The following is a 21,970-nucleotide window of genomic DNA, read 5'->3' as shown; positions in this document are numbered from 1 at the left end:
GGTCACTGCCCCGCCTTTCCGGAACCGCCGCCCGGCGGCTGGAAGTTGTAGCCGAAGTTGCTGTTCTCGCCGCCGAAGACGTTCTGGCTGTTGTCGCCCAGCAGGATGTTGGTCTGCGCGCGGTCGTGCTCGACGAGGTCCACGTCGTGCTCGTCGAGGAACGCGCGGATGCTCTGCAGCAGCCGGCGCTCGACGATCTGCATGTACTTCACCGCGTCGGACTGCTGGAAGAAGTGGTGGTACGTCTCGCTGGTGGCCAGCTCCCGGACGCTGGCCAGGGCACCGCAGTTGAGCCAGCGGTTGACGTACCGGCCGAGCCGGAACTCGCTGGTGTCCTCCACCCGGGCCGCCAGCAGCAGCGCGGCCGTGGCCCGGCGCGCCCGCCTGACCCGCCAGGGCCGGGTCCACTTGGCCGCCCATCCCGGCAGGAACCGCTCGGGGACCAGGAACAGCGGCCACAGCCACAGCGTCAGGTACCAGCGCACCAGGGCCGTCCCCATGTCCCAGGCCACCCGCACCGCCAGCCGCCGGTCGACGGCGGCGGGCAGCTGGTCCACGAGGTGGAAGTCCTCCACGAGGGGCCCGAGCACGTAGGTGTAGAACTCCGTGTGCAGGGTGTTGCCCTTGATGTCGAACCCCACGAAGACCGAGGTGACCAGCTCCTCGTTCCACGACCCGACGCGCACGCACAGGTACTCGCGGGCCGCGTCGTAGTCCTCCCGCCAGTGGATGGCGGGCAGGTCGTCCACGCTGGGCAGCTGCGACCAACCAGCCCGCCTGGAGCGGTCGTTGGTGCGCACCGCGGTGGTGTAGCGGCGCTGCTCGACGGTCAGCCCCTCGATCCGCTCGTCGGCAAGGGCCGCGTCGCGCAGGTCGGCACGGAGCCGGGCGGCCACCTCGGTGGTGATCTCGTGCACGGTGAACGGCTTGACCTGCCGGCGCTCGAAGGTGTCGAGGTCGGGCGGCGAACCGTCCGCGCTCTTGCGCGCCATGATCTGCGTCTTCGGGGCGCCGAGCAGCAACTGCGCGTTGGACCAGTCGCGCAGCGGCAGCCCCGCGCCGACGAAGGGCCGGTAGCCGCCGTAGAAGACGATCCCGCTGCGGCCGGCCTGCTCGTTGTCGATCTTCCGGACGAGATCGTCGGTCAGCTTGGCGTGCGAGGGGCAGGCGCCCTCGAAGCCGCCGTCCTGGCCGGTCTCGCGCACCCGGGTCATCAGGATGTTCAGGGTGACGATCCGGCGCAGATAGGCCGCCGCCCACGGCACCCAGCACAGCAGGACGACACCGAGGAACGAGTTGAGCACCCCGTTGCTCAGCAGCAGGAGCACCGCGACGTCCACGCCGGCCGCGACCCCCCACTGGATGCGGCGCAGCCGGCGCGCGGCGAGGGCGTGGGCGAGGACCGAGACGGCGTCGTAGCCGTAGGAGGGCGCGACGACCCGGAACCGGCGGTGCAGCAGTTCCCGGATGACGGCACGCCGGTAGCCGGGGTCGAGGTAGGTGCCCGCGGACAGCAGCCGGGTGGCCCTGGTCCGCGCGTACGCGCGCTGTCCCGGCGGCTGTGGTGCCGGGCCGGGCGGACGGGGGTCGATGACGTGTGTGGCCATGATGGTTCAGCGCTCCGCTCGTGCGGGCGCACCCTGCGGCACGCCCCGGTGGATGTCAGCCGGTCTGGGTGGCCGTGCCGCTGGTGATCTCGCCGTCGTGGACGACGTAGGTGGCGTCGTACGACTTCGTCGTGCCGTCCGTCTGCAGGGCCTCGATGGTCACCTGCACCTCGTCGCCCGTCACGGACACGATGTCGACGGTGTCCTGCTGGGTGGTGGTGTAGCCGGAGACGAAGCTGTCGTAGCTGGAGTCCAGGTTCTTGCCGCCGAGGTCCCAGGCGGTCTGGTAGTCGTGCGAGGAGATCGCCGCGAAGTAGGCGGTGACGACATCGCCCGGTCCGCCGCTCGCGCCCGCCTCCGGGGTGGCCGTGGCGGTGTCCGTCGGGTCGGCGTAGTCGTCGGTCGCGGTCGTCTCGGGGGTGCCGGTGTCGCCGTACGGCCACGCGGACTCGGTCGTCGGGTCCGTGTAGGCCGGCTGGTCGCCGGCCGTGCCGTCGCCGTCCGAGCCCGTGGTGCCCGAGCCCGTGGTGCCCGAGCCGAAGAAACCGGAGCCGGACGACCCCGAGCCGACTGACTCCGACGCTCCCGACGACCCGGACGAATCGCCGGTCAGGGAGCCGAACAGGGTCAGCAGCACGGCCAGCAGCAGGGGAGCGGCGACGACCACCAACCCCCAGGTGCGGGCGGGACCGCTCGGCGGTATCAGCCCCGGGGCCTGGTAGGAGGGTGGCGCGCGATGGGTGGCCAGCGGGTCGGGACGCCCGGCGTACGGGGTCGGCCCTGGGTGGGTCATGGGGTACTCCAGCGGTCACGGCGGTGCACCGCGCCCGTCGCCCCCCGGCAGCGCGGCCGGGCGGTGAACAGCGGTACGGGGCAGGATGGTTGACATCCCCGATGCGACCAGCGGCGCCGCTTCCGTGGCCAGAACCGAGCTGCTTCCGATCCGCTTCCGGCCCGCTACGGGGCCCTTCCGGCCACCGGATCCGCCGCCCGCGCCCCAGCCATGGCAGCCCTCCCCGCCCACCGCCGCCCCCACACCGGATCCGGCCACCGGCACCGGCTACGGCGCGGTGGCGCGGTGGCGCGGAGGTGCGGAGGTGCGGTGGCGCGGAGGTGCGGAGGTGCGGTGGCGCGGTGGCGCGGTGGCGCGGTGGCGCGGTGGCGCGGTGGCGCGGAGGTGCGGTGGCGCGGAGGTGCGGTGGCGCGGAGGTGCGGTGGGGGAGTGCGGCGACGGCGGGCGGACGGCCACGAGTTCCGCGTCGCCGTCCGTGCGCCGGCCGTGGGTGGGCGGACAGGTGACCCCGCGCGGTAGGGGCGGGCGGCGGTGGGGCAGCATCTGCTCAGTCGCCACCTGCCTTGTGAGGGTTCATCATGCGCTCTGTCCGTCCCGCCCTGCCCCCTGTCCTGCTCGCCTGCCTGCTGCTGGCGGGCTGTTCCTCGCTGGGCACCCCGGCGACCACCACGACAGGGAGCCCGGCCCCGGGGGCGCCGCGGACCTCGGCGCCCGCCTCCGGGAAGGCGATCGCGGTGGGCGCGGGCCCGCAGCGGCACTATGCGGTCCAGCAGCAGCCGGCCGCGGGCAGCTGCCACTACCGCTACGAGCACGGGGAGCCGCTGGAGGACCCCGCCTGCACGCCGGGCGCGATATCGCCCGCGGTGACCCAGGCGAACCTCAGGTCGACGATATGCCGCAAGGGCGGCTACACCTCCGGCGTGCGTCCCTCCGCGTACGTGACGGGCAAGGAGAAGAGGCTCGACGCCGCGGCGTACGGCTACACCGGCTCCATGGCGTCCGCCGAGTACGACCACCTGATAAGCCTTCAGCTGGGTGGTGACCCCAACGACCCGCGCAACCTGTGGGTGGAGCCGGCCGACCCCGGCCACAAGAAGGGGGCCGGGGTCAACAACAAGAAGGATCCGGTGGAGACCAAGCTGCACACCGCGGTCTGCGCGGGCAAGGTCACGCTCGCCGCCGCACAGCAGGCCATCGTCACCGACTGGACCACCGCCCTCGCCCGCCTCGGCCTCGACTGATCAACGGGCCGAGGGCCGGGGCGGGCGCGGTGCCCGGCGTCAGGACGGCGGCTGGAGCACCGCGTCGATGACGTAGATGGTGGCGTTCGCGGCCTTGATGTTGCCGCAGACGATGTTCGCCTTGCCGTTGACCTTGAAGTCGGTGCCCGACCCCGACGTGGTCAGTTTGCTGCCCTCCAGCGTCGTGAAGGAGCCGTGGGAGAGCTGGTCCGGGGTGATCCGCTGGTCGACGACGTGGTACGTGAGCAGCTTCTTCAACTGCCCCTGGTTGGCGAGGACCGAGGCGAACTGCGCCACGGTCACCGCCTGGAAGGCCTTGTCGTCGGGGGCGAACACGGTGATGTCGGGTCTGCCGTCGAGGGTGCCGGTCAGATGTGCCCTGACCGCGGCGGAGACCAGATGGCTGAGCTGCGGATACGCGGCCGCGGCCTCCGCGACCTTGTCCTTGGCCGTGTCGGCCTTCTGCGCGAGCCCCGCGCAGCCGGTCCCGAAGGTGCCCGACGGGCTCGGGGACGCGTCCTGCGCGTGGCTCTGCGACACCGTGCCGCCCAGCGCCAGGGGTACGGCGACCAGGGCTGCTGCCGTGGCCTTTGCTGTGCGCGTGCGCATGCGAGTGAACCTCATCGCAACCTTCCTCCCGTGGAGGCGTGAACACTGCAGAGGTCTGGACCGCGGAATTCTGCTGTCCGGGGGCGGGTCGGAGTGGGGTGGGGTGGGGTGGGGTGAAGTGTCGGATCGGGTGGGGGCGGCTGCCGCGCCATGGCCTCGGGGCACCGTCACCCGGCCACTCAGCGAGGGTATCCAGCGACAGCCGAGGCCCGCATCTCGAAGCCCGGCCGCGCCGGACGCCCGCCGCCGGGTGGCGGCCGGGCCGGTCCTGTGCTGTCGGCCCGGCCCCAAGGGGGCCCGGCGCCATGCTCCCGGTCCGCTGCCGGGCGGCAGGTGTCGTCTACCACGATGGGGTGAATCGCCGGGTAAGCGGCAACCACCCGTCATTCCCCCTATGTCTCCTCTTTTGCTTCCGACGGCAGACACCTCAGGGGGACCCGTGAGTAACCAGCAGCCGCAGCACCCCGGATGGACCGGCCCGCAGCAGCCCTACGGGCAGCCGCCGAGGAAAGGACCTGGCGTGGGAAAGGTCATCGGTCTCGGCTGTCTCGGCGTCGTCGGCCTGGCCGTCGTCCTCGGCGTCGCCGCCGCGACTGTCGGCGGCAGCGGCTCGAAGGGCCCCGACGGCGGCGCCCCGAGGTCCACGTCCACCACCACGTCCAGCCGCACGACGGCCGCCGGTGCCGAGGACGGCGGCGGCACCGACGGCAAGGGCGACGGCAAGGGCGCCGACACCCCGAAGACCGTCGTCTTCAAGGTCTGGGGGACGGCCCCGGCCGGGGCGCTCGGCGGTCTCGACATCACCTACGGCTCCGACAGCGACACCCGCCAGGGCGTCTTCCGCAACGGCGGGTTCGAGGCCACCCTGCCGTTCGAGAAGGGGGCGATGTACTACACGCTCAACGCCCAGCTGCAGGGTTCGGGGGACATCAACTGCAGTGTGACCGTGGCCGGGCGGACGAAGTCGGCGCACGCGTCGGGCGGCTACAACATCTGCGACGCCCAGCTCGACAGGGACTTCACCGGCGGCTGGCAGTAAGAGCCCCCGAGGCGGCCGAGCCGTAGGACCGGACGACCTCGCCGTCACGCTGCCGCGCCGGGTCGGGGTGGCCCATCGCGTCACCCATGAACAACACCCGTGAACAACACCCGTTGGGCGGTCTTCCGAAATCCCGCTCCGCCTTCGTGCCCGCGCACCGGAAACAGCAGCGTTCAATGGAGGGGTGGAACACGCGCAGGGAGGGGAGCCTGTGCCGGAGTCCGTCACGTACCGGAAGTCCGGGAGCGGCCCGGCCGCCGTCCCGGACGACGTGTCGCACGCGCCGACGCGGGGAGGGGGAAGGACATGGCCGGTCCCGTCGACTGGGAGAGTTTCGCCGTGATGACCGGAGGTGCCAGCGGTGCCCTCACCGGCCTGCTGTTCGTCGCGGTGTCCCTCAACGCCAACCGGATCGCCAGGCACCCGGGGCTGCGCGCGATCGCGGCGCAGACCCTCGTGCTGTTTCTCGCTCCGCTGGTCATGGCGACGATGCTGCTGGTGCCCCGCCAGACCGACCCGGCCCTGGGCACCGAGCTGATGACCGCCGGGCTGGCTGGGGGCCTGAGCCTGCTGGTCATCGGGCGCCGCCGGAGGGCTCCGGCCACCGCCGACAAGCGGCTGACCGGCCTGTTCGACCGCCGTGACACCAGCATCGTCGTCATGCTGCTGTTCATGGCCGGCGGAGCCGTCCTGGCGTCCGGCAGTCAGGCCGGGCTCTACCTGCTGCTGCCCGCCTCGCTCGTGGCCTTCGTCAGCGGTGTGCTGAGCGCGTGGAACTTCCTGCTCCCGCCTGCGGACATGCTGTAGGGGTCCCGCGCCGACGCCCCACACCTGGGCCGGCCCGAGGTGCGGCCGACCATGACAGGCCCGGGTGGAGCGTCGCCGTCAGCGATTGCTCGTGGTGCCGATGTCGACGATGTGGTTGTACCGCTCCACCAGCACGAAGAGCTTGATCTTCTGCGTCGTCTCCCCGTTGCCGAAGGCGAGGGTGACGAGGACCTCGTGGGCGTTGCCCACGGCGCCGTTGTCGGTCACCGTCCACTTCCGCGGCGCGTTCTGCGCATGCAGGACACCGTCCTCGCCGTGCTTCTTCTCCCAGGCCGCCAGTCGCTTGGCGAAGTCGGGCGTCAGGTAGTGCTTGCGGAGCGCTGTTTCCAGCCTGGCGTCCGGGTCGTAGTCGACGATCGCGTCGATGTACGCGCCGTAGAAGTCGGCGACCCGGGTCACCACTTGGCCGGTCGTGCCGCTGACCGACCGCAGTGCCGCGGTGGACGACGTCGCGGGGGCCGGGACGGATGCCTGTGCCGGCACCTGTGTCGACACGCCGAGTCCGACAGCCAGGACGAGGCCGGCGGCGACGGCCGCGCGGCGGCCAGGACGGCGGTGTGCGAGGTACTTGCTGGTCATGTGCGTCTTCCTTCTCTGATCCATAGGTGTTCTGATCCGTAGGTGGTTGCTCTCGGCCCGGTGTCTTCGTGCCGGGGCCGTCGTGCGGCGGACGGGCTGTCGCGAGGAAGCCGGCGCCTCGGCCGCGACGTCCGCCGGCGTGGCGAGCGGCGCGCCGAGGGGCGAGCCCGTGACGGGGGGTGCGAGCAACGGCCTGCTCGGGTGCGCTTGGGCATGGGTGTCCCACGGGATGAGTGGAGGAGTGTCATGGGTCGCCCACCGCCGCCTGGTCGGTCCGGTGCTGGTCGGTGCGACACCAAGAGCATCAGCCGTCCCGGCGGCGCGGCGCAACGCCGGACGCCCGTCCGGCTACGGTGGAACCATCCCAGCCCATCCGACGTGCAGGTGTATGGACCGCCTGGGATACGGGGACACGTGGGGGACGGGGGAACGGTGCAAACCGGGGACGACGTCGAGCAGTTCGCGGCGCTGCTGCGCCGACTGAAGGACCGCACAGGCCGGAGCTACGGCTCCCTGGCCCGCCGTCTCCACATGAACACCTCCACGCTGCACCGCTACTGCGCGGGCGAGGCGGTCCCGCAGGACTACGCCCCGGTGGAGCGCCTGGCCGCCTTCTGCGCGGCGACACCGGAAGAACGCCTCGATCTGCACCGCCTGTGGCTGCTCGCGGTGACGGCACGACAGCGGCCGAGGGCGGGTGAGGAGCCGGCGGGGCCCACACGGACCGAAGGGGCACCACAGCCGACAGAGGACGAGCGGGCGTCGGGTCCGGACCATGCGGTCCGCTCGACGGGACGGCCCTGGTACCGCCGTCGCCGCACCGTCGTCGGCACGGCCACGGCGACCGTGCTGCTGGTGACACTGGGCAGTATGTCGGCGCTGTCGGCCGACCGGTCCCACGACGACTCCGCCAAGGCCATCGGTCAGTCCTCGGCCTCGCCCAGCACAGGAGTACGGGCTTCAGGGACCTCCGAGCCGAAGGGCGGACCGCCGGCGGAGACGAAGAGCGACGCCCCCGTGCCGCTCGCCTGGACCGCCGACTCGCAGATCTGGGACGGCGGTTGCGGGCACGACTACGTCATCCAGAAAAAGCCGGCCCAGGTGCCCCCGCCGCCGGTGGAGCAGGACGCCGGGCAGTGGGCAGCGGCGCAGCAGGCGGTACCTGGGCGGCAGACGATGGTGCAGATCTCGGTGCAGGGGAAGTCGTCCACGGCCGTGGTCCTCACTGCCCTCCGGGTCCGTGTCGTCAGCCGCGGCACCCCGGTCACCGGCACCGCGTACGCCATGGGCCAGGGCTGCGGCAGTGATCTGCCGCCCCGCAACTTCTCCGTGAACCTGGACGTCGACCGCCCGATCGCCCACGCACGCCCCGGCAACGACAGCGGAAAAATCGTCCCGGCAGTGCAGTTCCCCTACCGCGTCTCCGCCGAGGACCCGGAGGTGCTGCAGCTCACCGCGACGACCGAGGCCTACGACTGCAACTGGTACCTGGAACTCGACTGGTCGTCCCAGGGCCGCACCGGCACGGTCCGCGTCGACGACCACGGCCACCCGTTCCGCACCAGCAGCATCAAGAGCCTGCCCCACTACTGGTACGGCACGAACGACCGCGGTGTGCGCCAGTGGATACCCACCGACGCGTGATCGGCGTCGGCTCCGGCATGACACCTGTCACAGGCAACGCAGGATGCAGAGCACTGGGGGCCGCGGGCCGACGTCCGTACGGTACTTCCCATGACGAAGAGCGACGGGGACAACCCACAGAAGACCGACGTCAAGGTGAGCCTGATCGGCGGTCATCGCCTGGCAGGAGCCACCCTGCACGAGAGGACCGTCACCGCTTCCCTCATCGGTGGTGCCGACGTCGATCTGACGGACATCGACATCCCGGACGGCGCCGAGCTGCGCATCACCAAGGTGAGCCTGATCGGCGGCGTCAGCCTCAAGGTCCGCCGCGACGTCCGGGTGGAGGTCCACGGGCTGCGCCTGGGCGGAGTGAAGGACGACGGCCCGAGCGAGCCGGGTGGCCCGACGGTCCGGATCGACGCCTGGGGCCTGCTCGGCGGCGTCAGCGTCAGCCGCGCCTGACATGTCCGATGGGTCATCGACACCACCCGTCCTCGAGTGTCGACGAAGGTCGGTGGAGCCGCACCGGGAGGAGGCTCAGGCGGCCGCTTCTCACTGCCTGACGGTGAAGTACTGCCAGGCCCCCCATGTGCTGAGGTTGCCGGGGTCCTTGCTGCTGTGGACGTACTCGGCCCGTACACGGAACTTGCTGTTGACCGTCATGGTCAGGCCCGGTGTCGCGTCGGCGGTGCTCTTGGTGTCGAGCGTGCGGCAGGAGGAGGTGCTTTGCGTGTGCCAGGTGCCGCCGTAGTACCGCTGAGTCTGGAACCGCACGCACTGGCCGGCCTTGTCGGGGGTGATCGTGGCGTTCAAGGTGGCCTTGGCGGTGTGGTGGTAGACCCGGTACACAACGCTGCCGTAGTGGGTGCTCCCGTAGTAGCCGCTCAGTGACTCGGACACCTGCGCGTAGCCAGCCACGGTCCTGACGTCCGTGGCCGGGGCGTAGCGGTCGTCTCCCGCGAATGCTGCGGTGAACGTGGTCTTGCGGGTGATTTTGTAGCTCGTGGCAAGGTTGCCGTGGCTGTCCACCGTGCCGGTCTTGAGCAGCGTCGTCCTGCCGCCGTAGGGCTGGGCGTAGATCGCGAGGGTCCGTCCGTCGTAGGTCGTGCCGAGATGGGCGGTGACCTTGGCGGTCGCGCCGTACGAGTACGACGTGGCGTTGGTGGTCATGGACACCGCAGTGGCGCTGCGGGAGACCTGGACGGTCGTAGATGCGGTGACGGTCTGGTGGGTGGAGTCACCCGGGTAGGTCACGGTGTAGGTGTTGGCTCCCCCGGTCTGCGGGACATCGGTGATGCGGAAGGTGCCGTCGGCGGCGAGCAGCGCATCCGGCAGTGCCACACCCGCGGGGTGGGCCAGGTCGCTCTTGACCACGTGGACCGCCTCACCAGTGGCGTACGGAGCTGCCGACAGCCGGCCGGACACGGTCAGTTGGACCGCTCGGGCCGCTTTCGCCGGGGCGGTGAGGTCGAGGGTGGTGGGGTTCGGCGGCGGGAGCTGCCACGGAACGGTGAACGTGTACGCAGCCGGCGACTGAGACTCGTTCCCGGCCGCATCGACGCCGACGACGTAGAGGGTGTGAACTCCCCAGTCCAGAGCGGCCGTCACGCTGCCCTTGCCCTGTGCGTCCGCTGGAACCGTGGCGGCTCCTATGCCTGGCTCCTGGTCCCACGCGTACGCGAAGTGATCCAAGCCGCTGGACTGGCAGTCAGGAGCTCCCGCCTCCGTGCATCCGGCGGGCAGGGGGTCGGCGCTGGAGCTGAAGCTGAAGGTGGAGGGCTGCCAGGCAGCCTTGGTGGGCGTCCCCGGGCCGCCTGCCGGGGGGAAGTCCGGGTTGGTGACGACCGGCGTGACGGGCGGGCTCGCGTCCGTCCTGAAGTAACAGGGCGCGGTCGCCTCCGAGTACGCGGTCCCGTTGTACGTCGACGCGTCCCAGGCGTAGGTGTGCCCGTCCGCCAACGGCAGGGGGACGTACACGGACTGGTAGGCCACCGGCAGCCCGTCGGCGGACCCGTCCGCCGTCTGCGAACCGTCCACGTCCCACGCGTGGACGACTCCCTGGTTGGTCACCCCGTTCACCGTGGACCGCGGTATGCCTATGGAGACGGTCATGCCCTCGGGGGTGAAGATGGAAAGGGCATGCCAGGCCGGGTTGCTCTCGCTGCCGCAGTCCGTGCCGGCCAACAGGGTGGGAGTCGGCAGTTCCGGGTCGATCGGGGTCCCGTCGGCGACCGCTGCCGCCGGGAGCGCTGCCACGAACGTGCCGGCCAGGAGCAACGGGAGCCAGCCGCGTCTGTGCGCGATTCGATTCACAGGTGTCTTCTTTCCGGGGCGGGCCCGTCCGCGTGGAGTGGCTGTGCTTGCCACGGGGGCAGCGACTGCATCCAGTGGTGCGCGCGGCGTATTCCAGAACGGCATGCGTCCGACCGGCGAGCCCGGCCACCTTCCCCCGATGCTGCGGCACGGAGCCGCAGAGCGCCCCGAGCGTAGCGCCGCCCAGGACGACCCCGATGACCCTTGATCAACTCTTTGCTCTCGCCGGCATCCGGGCCGGCACCCCGGATCTCGCCGGGCTGCCGCAGGACCTCCTGGAGGTGGTCCGCCGGTGCCTGCGCCCCGACCCGCGGCAGCGGCCGACGGCCGCCGAGGTGGCCGAGGCGCTGGTCCCCGGAGCCGGTGCGGGAGCCATCGGCCGGCCTCCACTGCCCGAACAGGCCCGCGCACTCGTCACCGAAGCCGCCACCCGCCGCGCCGGGACACTCGCGTACACCCGAGTGCGTCCCCCCGAAGACACCACCTGACCTCCACCGCCAGCCCCCGCTCCCCGCCGCCGCGACCCACGGCTTCGACAGCACCGCGGCGGCGGCCGCACTGCCGGTGCACCGCGACACGCCGCTGTACCGGGCGGGCCGGATCGAGAAACTGACCGGTCTGTCCCTCAGGGACCAGCGGGACCGCACCCTCGTACTGCCTTCGGCCAGCCCGTGGCCGGGCCGGGGCCGGAGGGGGACTCAGACCTGCCGGTCGCCGCGCACAACGGCGGCCCGGATCCTTGGCCCCGTGCACAGCGCGAGCGGTGCCACCCTCGCCGAGGCAGGACAGCACCGGCCGGGCGTCCGCCCTGAAGGCTGCCGTACCGACGGAGGGATGCGGGCATGACTTCTGCACCGAACACGATCGTCCTGATCCACGGTCTGTGGATGACACCGCTCGCCTGGGAGCACTGGGCCGCCCGGTACGAGGAGCGGGGCTTCACCGTCCTCACGCCCGGATACCCCGGGATCGAGCCGGGGGAGGCCGGGGTGGCGGCGCTCCGCGAGGACGCCTCGGCGATCGCCGGTGTCGGGGTCCGCGAGGTGCTGGATCACCTCACCGCGGTCATCGGGAGACTCGACACCCCGCCGATCATCATGGGGCACTCCTTCGGCGGCACGTTCGCCCAGCTCCTGGTCGGCGCCGGGCTCGGGGCGGCCGGAGTGTCGATCGACGGCGCCGCGGTCAAGGGTGTGAACGCGATGCCGTTCTCGGAGCTCCGCTCGGTCCTGCCGGTCCTGAAGGACCCGGCGAACGCGCACCGGGCGGTCCCGCTGACGGCCGAGCAGTTCCACTACGCCTTCACCAACACCCTGGACGAGGAGGCCTCCCGGCGCGCCTACGACCGTTACGCGGTGCCGACGCCGGCCCGCATCCTCTTCCAGGGCGGCCTCGCGGCCGTCACCCCGCACGCCGCCACCACCTTCGACTTCACCGACGACGACCGGGCGCCGCTGCTGTTCGTCTCCGGCGGCAGCGACCACATCCTGCCCCCGGTCGTCCAGCGGCAGAACTACGAGAAGAACGCCAAGCACTCGACGGCGGTCACCGCCCACACGGTCTTCGCGGGCCGTGATCACTTCACCTGCGGTGAGCCCGGCTGGGAGGCCGTCGCCGACTTCGCCCTCGACTGGGCGCTGAGCCCACGCGCCGGGGTCCTCGACGCCACGCCCGGCGAAACCCGCTGACCCGGCCCGACGAGACCTGCCGAGAACGGAGGCGACACCAGATGTCGAGGACGGTGGCCGACGGCCTGTGGGAGATGCTGGTCAGCGCGGGCGTACGGCGCTGCTACGGCATCGTCGGCGACGCACTGAACCCGGTGGTCGACGCGATGCGCCGCAACGGCCAGGTCGACTTCGTGCACGTGCGCAACGAGGAGTTCGGTGTGTTCGCCGCGGTCGCGGAGGCGAAACTGACGGGGCATCCGGTCGCCGTGTGCGGCACGGCGGGACCCGGTGTGGCGCACCTGGTCAACGGAATGCTGGACGCCCTCAAGGAGAAGGTGCCCGTCATCGTCCTGGCCGGCGACACCGAGACCGCCCTGATGGACAGCGAGACCGTCGAGGAGCTGAACCCGTACCGGTTCTTCGCGTCCGCGGCGGTGTACGTGGGCCGGCTGGTCAACCCACGCCAGTTGCGCACCGTCGTCACGTCCGCGGTGACGGCGGCGGTGACCCGGGGCGGCCCCGCGGTCGTCGCGCTGCCCGGTGACGTCGCGGCGGCCCGCGCACCGAAGGACCGCTACGAGATCCGGCTGCCCCGCCCGGTGCACGCGCCGGCCGGAGCGGCGGACCTCACCGCCATGGCCGAGCTGATCAACGAGGCGGGCACGGTGGCGGTCTTCGGCGGCCAGGGGTGCGCCGGGGCGCACGCGGAGGTGACGGCGCTGGCCGGAAAGCTGGGCGCGCCGGTCGGCTACTCCCTCAAGGGCAAGCAGTACCTCGAACACGACAACGCGAACGCGGTCGGCATGACCGGCCTCCTCGGCTACGGCGGCTGCCACCACGCACTCCAGCACGCGGACGTGCTGCTGATGCTCGGCACCGACTTCCCGTTCAGCGGCTTCCTGCCGCACGGCGGGACCAGGATCATCCAGGTCGACCACGACCCGGAACGGCTCGGCCGGCGAGCCCCGGTGGACCTGGCCGTCACCGGCGACGTACGGACCACCGTGGCCGCGCTGCTGCCGCTGGTCGAGCCGAAACCCGACGGCGGCTTCCTCGCCCGCTGTGTGGAGGAGACCGAGCGGTTCCACCGCAGGATGCGGCACTACGCGGACAAGGGGCCGCGGATCAGGCCGATCAGGCCGGAGTACCTCGCCACCGTCCTCAGCGACCTCGCCGCCGACGACGCGCTGTTCTTCGCCGACACCGGCACCCCGGTCATCTGGGCGGCCCGGCACATCAGGTACGGGCCGGAGCGGCGGCTCCTCGGATCGTTCTCGTGGGCTTCGATGGCGACCGCCTCGCCCGGCGCGTTCGGGGCGCAACTGGCCTTCCCCGGACGGCAGACGATCGCGCTGTGCGGCGACGGCGGGTTCACCATGCTCGCGCTCGGCGACCTGCTCACGGAGGTGCAGCGCCGGCTGCCCGTCGTGCACATCGTGCTGAACAACAGCGGACTGGACTTCGTCAAGATCGAGCAACAGGAGGCCGGCTTCGTCCCGTTCGGGACCGACTTCGCCAATCCGGACTTCGCCGCCGTCGCCGAGGCCATGGGTGCCAAGGGGATCCGCATCGAGGACCCCGGGGACGTGGCCGACGGCCTCGCGGCCGCGCTGGCCCACACCGGCGGCCCGGTCGTCGTCGACGTCCTCGTCGACCCCTACGCCCTCGCGGTCCCCGCCCACGTCCCGGCCGGCACGGCCACGGGCTTCACGCTCAGCGCGGCCCGGCAGATTCTCGCCGGCCGCCTCGACGACGTCATCGACACCGCCACGCACAACGCCCGGCTCGTCTGAACGACCACCCGCCGACGCAGGACCCCGCACGACGCCAGACAGCCACGACTCCCCGCCGGACCTCAACCGCGCCCGCCGCGCGGTGTGCACGGCCGGCGCCCGGGAGTGGCACGTACGGTGACGAAGCCACCGGGTCGCGCCCCGCCGCTCTCACCCACCCACCCGCCGCGGCCTGCGGGTGGGCCGGGTCGGCGGAGCTGCGATCATGTCGTGGTGGCGACAGGACGTGCAGCGCGATGTGCAGCGGCCGCGCGATGTGCAGCGGCCCCGATGCTGGCCGCGGCGCTGCTGCTCACCGGCTGTGCCCGCGGACACTCACAGACCGCGCAGCCGGTGGACGACGCGGTGCGGCGGATCACGGCGCCGCAGGGCCGGTACTTCGGGGTGAGCACCCGGCAAGCGCCCTGGTCCCGGGCGGAGACGGCCGAGGTGGCCCGGAAAGCGGGGCACGCGCCGAACATGCTGGAGTACTTCGTCAAGTGGACGGAGGACTTCCGCCCGGCTGCGGTGAGGGAGTCGTACGCGCAAGGGGCTGTGCCGCTGTTGACCTGGGAGCCATGGGCCGGCTCCGGCGGGGGAACCCGGCAACCGCGGTACGCACTGGCGCACATCGCCGGGGGCGGCTTCGACGCCTACGTGACGCGGTTCGCGAAGGCGGTACGGGCGCAGGGCCGACCGGTGGTGATCCGCTTCGCGCATGAGATGAACGGCACGTGGTTCCCGTGGTCGGAGCAGCGCAACGGCAACCGCAAGGGCGACTACGTGAAGGCCTGGCGGCACGTCCACGACCTCTTCGCACGCGCCGGAGCGGGCAACGTCGTCTGGCTGTGGAGTCCGAACGTCGTGCGGGACGCGCCCGCGGTGTCACTGCGGGAGCTGTACCCCGGCGACGCCTACGTCGACCTGGTGGGGATGACGGGTTATCAGGACGACGAGTCCACGGCGGGTGCGGTGTTCGACGCGACACTCACCCGGTTGCGCGGGCTGACCGGTCGCCCGGTGGTGATCGCGGAGACCGGGGCCCGGCCGGGCCGGAAGAAGGCCGCCTGGACAGCCGCCTTCTTCCGCTGGTTCGCCGTGCACCGGGAGGTGATCGGCTTCGTGTGGTTCGAGCGCAGCCGTGCCGACGGTGGCCACCAGGACTGGCGCTTCACCCAGACCCCGGGGACCACCCGCGCTTTCGCCGGCGGACTGGACGCCGTACGGCTGGCGAGGATCAGCCGGTCGTAGGGGCGGTTGCGGCGGAGCCCGACGGTGTTCCTGCCGTCGGCAGGCCCGCCGCACCGGTCAGGTCGATGTCCGCGAGCCCGCGCCGGAACGCCTTGCGCGTCGCCGTGTTCTCGGTGAAGCGCCAGTCCGCGCCGCCGCCCTGGTCCTGGTCGCGTTCGAACCAGATGAAGCCGATGACGTCGTCCTGTTCGCGCTTCCCGAGCCACTTGAAGAAGTCACTGATCCACGCCGCCTTCGACGCGCCGGGTTGCGCGCCGGCCTCGGTGATGACGATCGGGCGGTCGGTGAGCTTGCGCAGCTTTTTCAGCGTCGGGTCGAAGACGGTGGCCGCGGTCTTCTCGTGCACGGCGTAGCCGACCAGACCGACCCAGTCGGTGTAGTCGTCGCCGGGATACAGGCCGGCCAGGCTCACCTTGGGCACCGGGCGCAGGATGTTGGGGCTCCACAACCAGATGGCGTTGTCGGCGCCGGCTTGCTCGAAGAGGTCGTGGACGTGCCGCCAGGCCTTCACGTAGTCGCCCTTGTGGTTGCCGCTGCGCTGTTCCGACCACGGGTACCAGCCGCCGTTCATCTCGTGCGCGAAGCGGATCACCACGGGCCACCTGTGGCTGGCGACGGCCTTCGCGAAGCGCGTGACGTACGCGTCGTACGCACCGTCAATGATCTTCGAGAGGGCGTACTCAGGCTGGTCAGCCCCCTGCTTTCGCCCGGCCCAGGGCTGCCAGGAGATCACCGGGAGCATGCCCTGCCGGTAGGAGGCGTCGACGGCGGCGGGGTCGAAGTCCTCGTTCCAGTTGACGAAGTACTCGGACATGGTCGGCCGCTGCCCGGCCGCCCTCGCCAGGGTGTTCGTCTTCGCGGACGACCAGGGGATGTCGGTGCTGCTGAGCCCGAAGTACTTGCCCTCGGGAGCGGTGAAGGAAGCTTTCTCCGGGACGCTGGTGCGGGCGGCGGCCACCCCGGACGTGAGCCGGTCCTTGATGCCGGGCTCGGCCGCGGGGACACCGAGGCCCTGGTAGACCGGTTCGGAGCTGGAGTTGGCGAGGAGGTAGACGCCGTAGCTGAGGAGCGACAGTACGACGACGTTGACGGCCATCCAGAGCCGCAGCCGGACACCGCTGCCGCGGTTCCACCAGTGCAGGCGCTTGGAGTGGGGCCGGCCGGAGGGCTCGTCCGTCTCAGACACTCATCATCACCGATCCGAAGAGCAGGGCGGCGCCCAGCAGGTAGGGGACCACGACGAGCGGGCTGCGGGTGCGTTCGCCGGCGAAACTGTCGGCGCGGGTTCCCCAGCTCGCGTTGTGGGCCATGCGGAAGAAGCCGAGGAGGCGTACCGGGAGCAGGAGCAGGGTGTTGATGATCATGAAGACCGGCAGGAAGACCATGTCCTTGGGCCGGTAGGCGAAGTGGCGGCCGAAGCGGATGGCCATGGAGATCAGGGACATGAGGGCGGCCAGGCCGAGGACGAACACCAGCGCGTGCCACGGAGTCTGGGGCAGCGGAAGCTGGTTGTAGATGCCGGGCTTGTCGCGCCGCCAGGCGGCGACGGCCCAGGACGCGAAGGTGCCGAGCAGAACGAAGGGCACCAGGATGTCGGCGATGTAGAACAGCCAGAGCATCTTCGCGTGGCGCAGCATCCACCAGAACATCCGCAGGGTGTTGTACTGCGAGCCGCGCGCCCAGCGGTACTGCTGCTTGGCGAGCTTCCGCAGCTCCAGCGGGGCGTCGGTGTAGACCAGCGACGTGGACTGGTAGACGCTCTTGTACCCGGCCTTGAGGGTGTAGTTGGTCAGCGTCCGGTCGTCGCTGACCTCCAGGAAGACGCCCAGGAACTTCTCGCCGAGGAAGTCCTCCATGCAGTTCTCCAGGATGCTCCGGCGGAAGGCGATGGTCCGGCCGGGCAGACAGCCCACCGTGCCGACCACGCTCATCGCGGGCATCGAGTAATGGCAGCGGACGCTCTCCAGCCAGTCGGCCCAGCGGGTGAGGACCGAGCGTCCGGGATCGAGGATCCGCTGCCGGGTGGTGACACCGCCGACCTCGGGATCGCGGAAAGGTTTCACCAACTCGGCCAGGGTGTCCGTGGTCCAGATGGTGTCCGAGTCGACGAGTACGGCGATCTCGCCCGTCGCCTCCTCCAGGCCGACGCGCAGTGCGTTGCGCTTGCCGGGTGTCTCGGTCCAGCGCCAGTCCACACCCATGTCGGTGCAGATGTCCTCCAGGACCGGGTTGCGTCGGCCGTTGATGACGACGATGACCTCGGTCGGCTGCTGCTCGGTTATTCGCTGGAGTACGGAACGGAAAAGGTCTTCCGGCTCGTCGACGACGGGAATGATGACAGAGGTCGTCGTCTGCCAGGGGTCCTTCCACGGTTTGTAGCGGCGGGCCAGCAGAATGCGGATGATCCAGAGCGACCAGACCATGGTCATGAAAACAGCGAACGGGTAGACAACCCCGTGGTTCCGCCATTCTCTCAATTCCAGCAAATACGCAAGCATGACGTCCCTGGGCCGTGGAACCGGAGGTTCAGGCATGGAAGGTCGTGTGCCGACGGACTGTGCGGATCGCACCGCCGGGCCTCCGCGGCCCTGGCCGCCCTCCTGCCCCTGGTGTCGGCGACCTCGACGCTGATTACGCCAACTGGCCGGAAACTAGCAGTAGTTACGATGGGTTAAATCATGAAAAAAACCTCAAATCTGCACATCAAGATCGTTCGTTATTCAACGGAGATGTGAAAGATGTGTGAACGTTGCACATTGAAGGCTTCATAAGTCACGCTCATGTGACGTTTGCATGACACGGGTCGCCGAGGCCGATCCGCTCCCTTTCCTGGGTTATGGTTCCGCTCTCCATAGGCCCCGATGGGGTCACTGAGCACCATGTGCGGAAGGCGATTCAGTGTCTGCCCGTGTGACAGTCATCGGCACCGGATATCTCGGTGCGACCCATGCCGCCTGTATGGCGGAAATAGGCCACGAGGTTCTCGGGCTCGATGTCGATCCGGACAAGATCGCCGCACTGCGGTCTGGGCGAATCCCTTTCTATGAACCCGGGCTGGAGGAGCTTCTGGCCAAACACGTGGCCACCGGGCGGCTGCGCTTCACCACCTCGTACGAGGAAGTCGCCGAATTCGGCGAAGTCCACTTCTCCTGCGTCGGCACCCCGCAGTCGCCGGGCGGCAACGCGGCGGATCTGCGCTACGTCGACGCCGTCATCGAGCGCCTGGCCCCGCTTCTGGCCGGCCGGAACGCGCTCGTGGTCGGCAAGTCCACCGTTCCCGTCGGCACCGCCGAGCGACTGGCGGCGATGCTCCCCGAGGACGCCGAACTCGCCTGGAATCCCGAGTTCCTCCGGGAAGGCTTCGCGGTCGAGGGCACCCTCCGGCCGGACCGGCTGGTCTTCGGCGTCCGGTCGACGGCGGCGGAGGAGCGCCTGCGCGCGGTCTACGACCCCGTCATCTCGACCGGAACCCCCGTCGTCGTCACCGACTTCCCGACCGCGGAGCTCGTGAAGACCTCGGCCAACGCCTTCTTGGCCACCAAGATCTCCTTCATCAACGCCATGGCCGAGGTCTGCGAGGCCGCAGGCGCCGACGTCACCCTCCTCGCCGAGGCCCTGTCCCACGACACCCGTATCGGTGGCCGCTTCCTGCGCGCCGGCGTCGGATTCGGCGGCGGCTGCCTGCCCAAGGACATCCGCGCCTTCATGGCCAGGGCCGACGAGTTGGGCGTGGGGCAGGCGCTGACCTTCCTGCGTGAGGTGGACGACATCAACCTGCGCCGCCGCGATCGCGTCGTCGACCTTGCGCGCGAAGCGGTCGGGGGCAGCTTCCTCGGCCGTCGGATCGCCGTCCTGGGTGCCGCCTTCAAGCCCGACTCCGACGACATACGGGACTCCCCGGCTCTCGACGTGGCCGCTCGGATACAGCTCCAGGGCGGCAATGTCGGCGTCTACGACCCCAAGGCCATGGACAACGCTCGCAAGGCGTTTCCGGCCCTGGCCTACGCGACCTCCGCCGAGGAGGCCGTGCGGGACGCCGACGTCCTCCTTCACCTCACGGAGTGGCAGGAGTTCCGGGACCTGGACCCCGCAGCGCTGCGGGACACGGTGGCGCAGCCGTACGTGATCGACGGCCGCAACGCGCTGGACGGCGAGCGGTGGCGTGCGGCGGCGTGGACGTACCGTTCGCTCGGCCGGCCCTGACGGCAGCCGCCACGCCGGGCGGCCGTACGCCTGCGCATCACTCACACGCTGCCGACTGCTGGGCAGCACCTGACGTCAGGCCCGGCCGAGATCGGCCCGAGCGCACGCGTACAGCCCGTCCCTGCGGCTCAGTTCACCGCCTGCTTCACGAGTGCGGCGATCCGCTCCTCCGCCTCGGGTGTCACCTCGGTCAGCGCGAAGCCGGTCGCCCACATCGTGCCGTCGTCCAGCTTCGCCTGGTCGCTGAACCCGAGCGTCGCGTACCGCGCCTTGAACTTCTCCGCGCTCTGGAAGAAGCAGACCACCTTGCCGTTCAACGCGTAGGAGGGCATCCCGTACCAGAGCTTGGGTGCGAGGGCCGGGGCGTTGGCGGTGACGACGGCATGGACGCGTTCGGCCATCACGCGGTCCGAGTCCTGCATTTCGGCGATCTTCGCAAGCACGTCCCGCTCCGCCTCCGCCGCTTTCTCCGCAGCCGTGGCGCGGCGCGCGGCCTTCTTGAGCTCCTGCGCGTGGTCCTTCATCGCGGCCCGCTCCTCGGCCGAGAAGCCCTCGTGGCTGCCGCCTTCGGTGGTGCTCATGGTTTCCCCCTCCTGCTTATCGGCACGGATCGTGCCGATCGAGACGGAATCCTGCGCGAAACCCTCGGCCATGTCAACGGCACGCTGCGTGCCGATATGCTGGGGCCATGTCCAATCCCCCCGCCTCACCGCGACGCCGAGGCGCCGCCCGCACCGAGGAGCTGCTGCGGGTGACCCTCGATCTGGCCGCGGAGTCCGGATACGCGGGCCTGAGCATCGAGGCGGTCAGCCGACGGGCCGGGGTCGGAAAGCACACGATCTACCGGCGCTGGCCGTCCAAGGCGGCGCTGCTGCTCGACGCGCTCAACCGTGTGTGGACCAGCGACCTGGACTACCGCGACACCGGGGACATCCACGCGGATCTGCGCGAACAGTTCATCCGTTCCGGCTCGGCCCTCTCCCGACCGCCGATCGGCCCCGTCTACCGCGCCGTCATCGCCGAGGCCCAAGCCGACTCCGCGCTGCGGGCGACCCTGCACGAGCGCTTCCTCGCCACCGTCGAGCGGAGCACCCTCGACCGGATCACCCGCGCCCAGGCGACCGGTGAACTGGTCGCGGACGCGAACCTGGAATTCGCCGCCGAGGTGCTGTGCGGGACCTTGTACTACCGCAGTCTGCTGTCGACCCGCCCCATCGACGAGACCGCCATCGACGGCTTGCTGGACATGTTCATGGCCGCCTACGGAACCACCGGAAGGTGACCGGTCAGGATTCGAGAAGCGCCGACCGCCGCACCGTCCCTAGCGTGAGGGCATGGCATTCATCGCATCCCTGACCGTCGAGGTGGCCGACGTCGAGGCCGCCGAACGCTTCTACACGGCCTTCGGCCTGCACGGTCGGCTCCACCTGCGGGCCTCCGAGGCACCCACCACCGGCTTCCGCGGCTGCACACTCGCGCTCACGGTGTCCCAGCCCGCCGACGTCGACCGGCTGGTCGACGCCGCCCTCGACGCCGGCGCCACGCCGCTCAAGCGTCCGGCGAAGTCCCTGTGGGGCTACGGCGGCGTCGTCCAGGCACCGGACGGGACGATCTGGAAGATCGCGACGTCGGCGAAGAAGAACACCGGCCCGGCCACCAGCCGGATCGACGATTTCGTCCTGCTGCTCGGAGTCGCCGACATGGCCGAGAGCAAGCGGTTCTACATCGACCACGGCCTGACCATGACGAAGAGCTTCGGCCGCATGTACGCCGAGTTCGCCTCCGGGCCGGGCCCCGTCAAACTGGCCCTGTACCGGCGCCGCGCCCTCGCCAAGGAGCTGGGTGTCGCCCCCGCCGGCACCGGATCGCACCGCCTCGTCATCGGCGGCAGCACCACCGGAGACCTCACCGACCCGGACGGATTCACCTGGGAAGCCGCCGTAGCGGCACCGGCACGCTGAACGACGACCGCGCCCTCGCGTGAGGATGATCGGCAGTTTTGGACCGACACCGGGCGCGCCTGGATGGCTTGTGCCTCGACCGGCGTGATCGTCAGCCCGAGGCCCTCGCCCCGTCGGCTCTCGGTCACTCCGGTCCGCAAGTGCTGCGGACCGTGGACGAGCGGCTCTGCCGAAGCCCTGGGCCCTGGGTGCGTACGACGACAACGGCGCCGTTCACCGTCGGTGAGACCGGCGCCGCCCGCCCGAGCCGGTGGGCGTTGCCGGACCGGCCTGTTCCGCGCCCGCGTTCGGCCTCCGCACCTCCAACAGCTTCTCGACCGGCCTGCGCACCCGAGGACCGGTTCCCGCATCGGATCGGGTGCCTTGCTTTGGGGCCTCGCCGCCTGAGCGGTGCGCGGCTGAGCGGCTGCTGCCATGTCCACCGAGTCCTGGTGCGGTCATCACCCCGGTGATCTGTGCGACGGCTGTGACGTGTCTC

General features: G+C 70.7%; 20 protein-coding genes and 1 pseudogene. 13 read left to right on the top strand and 8 right to left on the bottom strand.

Features of this window, described 5'->3' with window-relative positions; translation table 11 throughout:
- Window positions 1–2: 2 nt before the first annotated feature.
- Together AB0M11_RS08665 and AB0M11_RS08660 are read right to left on the bottom strand one after the other, a co-directional pair.
- On the bottom strand, window positions 3–1,607 hold the full coding sequence (locus AB0M11_RS08665; RefSeq protein ID WP_365702838.1) for a hypothetical protein: 1,605 nt from the start codon (window positions 1,605–1,607) through the stop codon (window positions 3–5).
- A 55-nt stretch (window positions 1,608–1,662) separates the two neighbouring features.
- Complete coding sequence (locus AB0M11_RS08660; protein ID WP_365702836.1) at window positions 1,663–2,400, bottom strand: hypothetical protein; 738 nt, start codon at window positions 2,398–2,400, stop codon at window positions 1,663–1,665.
- A gap of 578 nt (window positions 2,401–2,978) precedes the next feature.
- On the opposite strand from AB0M11_RS08660, the gene AB0M11_RS08655 reads away from it, so the two are divergent.
- Entirely contained in the window at window positions 2,979–3,641 is a 663-nt protein-coding gene (locus tag AB0M11_RS08655; protein WP_365702834.1) for a hypothetical protein, read from the top strand.
- A gap of 39 nt (window positions 3,642–3,680) precedes the next feature.
- Here AB0M11_RS08655 and AB0M11_RS08650 read toward each other — a convergent pair whose 3' ends face one another.
- Window positions 3,681–4,250, bottom strand: coding sequence for a fasciclin domain-containing protein (locus AB0M11_RS08650; protein WP_365702832.1), 570 nt, complete (start codon window positions 4,248–4,250; stop codon window positions 3,681–3,683).
- A gap of 520 nt (window positions 4,251–4,770) precedes the next feature.
- Between AB0M11_RS08650 and AB0M11_RS08645 the strand changes: the two genes are divergently transcribed.
- Both AB0M11_RS08645 and AB0M11_RS08640 read left to right on the top strand, forming a co-directional pair.
- Window positions 4,771–5,289: a hypothetical protein gene (locus AB0M11_RS08645; RefSeq protein WP_365702830.1), complete on the top strand. Its 519-nt coding sequence runs from the start codon at window positions 4,771–4,773 to the stop codon at window positions 5,287–5,289.
- Window positions 5,290–5,595: 306 nt separating this feature from the next.
- Window positions 5,596–6,096, top strand: coding sequence for a hypothetical protein (locus AB0M11_RS08640; protein ID WP_365702827.1), 501 nt, complete (start codon window positions 5,596–5,598; stop codon window positions 6,094–6,096).
- Window positions 6,097–6,174: 78 nt separating this feature from the next.
- Here AB0M11_RS08640 and AB0M11_RS08635 read toward each other — a convergent pair whose 3' ends face one another.
- A complete protein-coding gene (locus tag AB0M11_RS08635; protein ID WP_365702826.1) occupies window positions 6,175–6,696 on the bottom strand; it encodes a hypothetical protein in 522 nt (173 codons plus the stop codon).
- Between the two features lie 432 nt (window positions 6,697–7,128).
- Here AB0M11_RS08635 and AB0M11_RS08630 point away from each other — a divergent pair, with 432 nt between their 5' ends.
- Together AB0M11_RS08630 and AB0M11_RS08625 are read left to right on the top strand one after the other, a co-directional pair.
- Window positions 7,129–8,340: a helix-turn-helix transcriptional regulator gene (locus AB0M11_RS08630; protein ID WP_365702824.1), complete on the top strand. Its 1,212-nt coding sequence runs from the start codon at window positions 7,129–7,131 to the stop codon at window positions 8,338–8,340.
- 90 nt (window positions 8,341–8,430) lie between these two features.
- Entirely contained in the window at window positions 8,431–8,784 is a 354-nt protein-coding gene (locus AB0M11_RS08625; protein ID WP_365702822.1) for a hypothetical protein, read from the top strand.
- A 90-nt stretch (window positions 8,785–8,874) separates the two neighbouring features.
- Here AB0M11_RS08625 and AB0M11_RS08620 read toward each other — a convergent pair whose 3' ends face one another.
- On the bottom strand, window positions 8,875–10,635 hold the full coding sequence (locus AB0M11_RS08620; protein ID WP_365702820.1) for a hypothetical protein: 1,761 nt from the start codon (window positions 10,633–10,635) through the stop codon (window positions 8,875–8,877).
- Between the two features lie 197 nt (window positions 10,636–10,832).
- Here AB0M11_RS08620 and AB0M11_RS08615 point away from each other — a divergent pair, with 197 nt between their 5' ends.
- From AB0M11_RS08615 to AB0M11_RS08595, 5 genes and pseudogenes are all read left to right on the top strand, one after another.
- Window positions 10,833–11,123, top strand: a complete 291-nt coding sequence (locus AB0M11_RS08615; protein ID WP_365702902.1) for a hypothetical protein — start codon at window positions 10,833–10,835, stop codon at window positions 11,121–11,123.
- Window positions 11,124–11,169: 46 nt separating this feature from the next.
- A pseudogene (locus AB0M11_RS08610) lies at window positions 11,170–11,481 on the top strand (helix-turn-helix domain-containing protein); the annotation flags it as partial.
- On the top strand, window positions 11,478–12,323 hold the full coding sequence (locus tag AB0M11_RS08605) for an alpha/beta fold hydrolase (protein WP_365702818.1): 846 nt from the start codon (window positions 11,478–11,480) through the stop codon (window positions 12,321–12,323). The pseudogene AB0M11_RS08610 and the gene AB0M11_RS08605, both read left to right, overlap by 4 nt.
- A gap of 41 nt (window positions 12,324–12,364) precedes the next feature.
- Entirely contained in the window at window positions 12,365–14,098 is a 1,734-nt protein-coding gene (locus AB0M11_RS08600; protein ID WP_365702816.1) for a thiamine pyrophosphate-dependent enzyme, read from the top strand.
- 270 nt (window positions 14,099–14,368) lie between these two features.
- Window positions 14,369–15,328: a glycosyl hydrolase gene (locus tag AB0M11_RS08595; protein WP_365702814.1), complete on the top strand. Its 960-nt coding sequence runs from the start codon at window positions 14,369–14,371 to the stop codon at window positions 15,326–15,328.
- On the opposite strand, the gene AB0M11_RS08590 is transcribed toward AB0M11_RS08595, so the two are convergent.
- Both AB0M11_RS08590 and AB0M11_RS08585 read right to left on the bottom strand, forming a co-directional pair.
- Window positions 15,315–16,514: a glycosyl hydrolase gene (locus tag AB0M11_RS08590; RefSeq protein ID WP_365702812.1), complete on the bottom strand. Its 1,200-nt coding sequence runs from the start codon at window positions 16,512–16,514 to the stop codon at window positions 15,315–15,317. The two genes, AB0M11_RS08595 and AB0M11_RS08590, sit on opposite strands and share 14 nt — an antisense overlap.
- The gene (locus tag AB0M11_RS08585) at window positions 16,507–17,757 is read right to left on the bottom strand and encodes a glycosyltransferase family 2 protein (protein WP_365702810.1); all 1,251 of its coding nucleotides are present in this window, start codon (window positions 17,755–17,757) and stop codon (window positions 16,507–16,509) included. Before AB0M11_RS08585 ends, AB0M11_RS08590 begins: the two co-directional genes overlap by 8 nt.
- A 469-nt stretch (window positions 17,758–18,226) precedes the next feature.
- Here AB0M11_RS08585 and AB0M11_RS08580 point away from each other — a divergent pair, with 469 nt between their 5' ends.
- Window positions 18,227–19,531, top strand: coding sequence for a UDP-glucose/GDP-mannose dehydrogenase family protein (locus tag AB0M11_RS08580; protein WP_365702808.1), 1,305 nt, complete (start codon window positions 18,227–18,229; stop codon window positions 19,529–19,531).
- A 128-nt stretch (window positions 19,532–19,659) separates the two neighbouring features.
- Here AB0M11_RS08580 and AB0M11_RS08575 read toward each other — a convergent pair whose 3' ends face one another.
- On the bottom strand, window positions 19,660–20,112 hold the full coding sequence (locus AB0M11_RS08575) for a DUF1801 domain-containing protein (protein ID WP_365702806.1): 453 nt from the start codon (window positions 20,110–20,112) through the stop codon (window positions 19,660–19,662).
- A 107-nt stretch (window positions 20,113–20,219) separates the two neighbouring features.
- Between AB0M11_RS08575 and AB0M11_RS08570 the strand changes: the two genes are divergently transcribed.
- Entirely contained in the window at window positions 20,220–20,813 is a 594-nt protein-coding gene (locus AB0M11_RS08570) for a TetR/AcrR family transcriptional regulator (RefSeq protein WP_365702804.1), read from the top strand.
- 52 nt (window positions 20,814–20,865) lie between these two features.
- On the top strand, window positions 20,866–21,492 hold the full coding sequence (locus AB0M11_RS08565; protein ID WP_365702802.1) for a glyoxalase: 627 nt from the start codon (window positions 20,866–20,868) through the stop codon (window positions 21,490–21,492).
- Window positions 21,493–21,970: the final 478 nt, after the last annotated feature.

Source organism: Streptomyces sp. NPDC051987, from assembly GCF_040680735.1.
Lineage (GTDB): Bacteria > Actinomycetota > Actinomycetes > Streptomycetales > Streptomycetaceae > Streptomyces.
This window is presented reverse-complemented; position numbering and strand designations above follow the sequence as displayed.

Coding starts and splice junctions, on each gene's coding strand:
- AB0M11_RS08665 (WP_365702838.1), bottom strand. CDS start 1,607: ATGGCCACACACGTCATCGACCCCCGTCCGCCCGGCCCGGCACCACAG.
- AB0M11_RS08570 (WP_365702804.1), top strand. CDS start 20,220: ATGTCCAATCCCCCCGCCTCACCGCGACGCCGAGGCGCCGCCCGCACC.
- AB0M11_RS08565 (WP_365702802.1), top strand. CDS start 20,866: ATGGCATTCATCGCATCCCTGACCGTCGAGGTGGCCGACGTCGAGGCC.
- AB0M11_RS08640 (WP_365702827.1), top strand. CDS start 5,596: ATGGCCGGTCCCGTCGACTGGGAGAGTTTCGCCGTGATGACCGGAGGT.
- AB0M11_RS08575 (WP_365702806.1), bottom strand. CDS start 20,112: ATGAGCACCACCGAAGGCGGCAGCCACGAGGGCTTCTCGGCCGAGGAG.
- AB0M11_RS08660 (WP_365702836.1), bottom strand. CDS start 2,400: ATGACCCACCCAGGGCCGACCCCGTACGCCGGGCGTCCCGACCCGCTG.
- AB0M11_RS08585 (WP_365702810.1), bottom strand. CDS start 17,757: ATGACCATGGTCTGGTCGCTCTGGATCATCCGCATTCTGCTGGCCCGC.
- AB0M11_RS08600 (WP_365702816.1), top strand. CDS start 12,365: ATGTCGAGGACGGTGGCCGACGGCCTGTGGGAGATGCTGGTCAGCGCG.
- AB0M11_RS08605 (WP_365702818.1), top strand. CDS start 11,478: ATGACTTCTGCACCGAACACGATCGTCCTGATCCACGGTCTGTGGATG.
- AB0M11_RS08595 (WP_365702814.1), top strand. CDS start 14,369: ATGCTGGCCGCGGCGCTGCTGCTCACCGGCTGTGCCCGCGGACACTCA.
- AB0M11_RS08635 (WP_365702826.1), bottom strand. CDS start 6,696: ATGACCAGCAAGTACCTCGCACACCGCCGTCCTGGCCGCCGCGCGGCC.
- AB0M11_RS08625 (WP_365702822.1), top strand. CDS start 8,431: ATGACGAAGAGCGACGGGGACAACCCACAGAAGACCGACGTCAAGGTG.
- AB0M11_RS08655 (WP_365702834.1), top strand. CDS start 2,979: ATGCGCTCTGTCCGTCCCGCCCTGCCCCCTGTCCTGCTCGCCTGCCTG.
- AB0M11_RS08650 (WP_365702832.1), bottom strand. CDS start 4,250: ATGCGCACGCGCACAGCAAAGGCCACGGCAGCAGCCCTGGTCGCCGTA.
- AB0M11_RS08615 (WP_365702902.1), top strand. CDS start 10,833: ATGACCCTTGATCAACTCTTTGCTCTCGCCGGCATCCGGGCCGGCACC.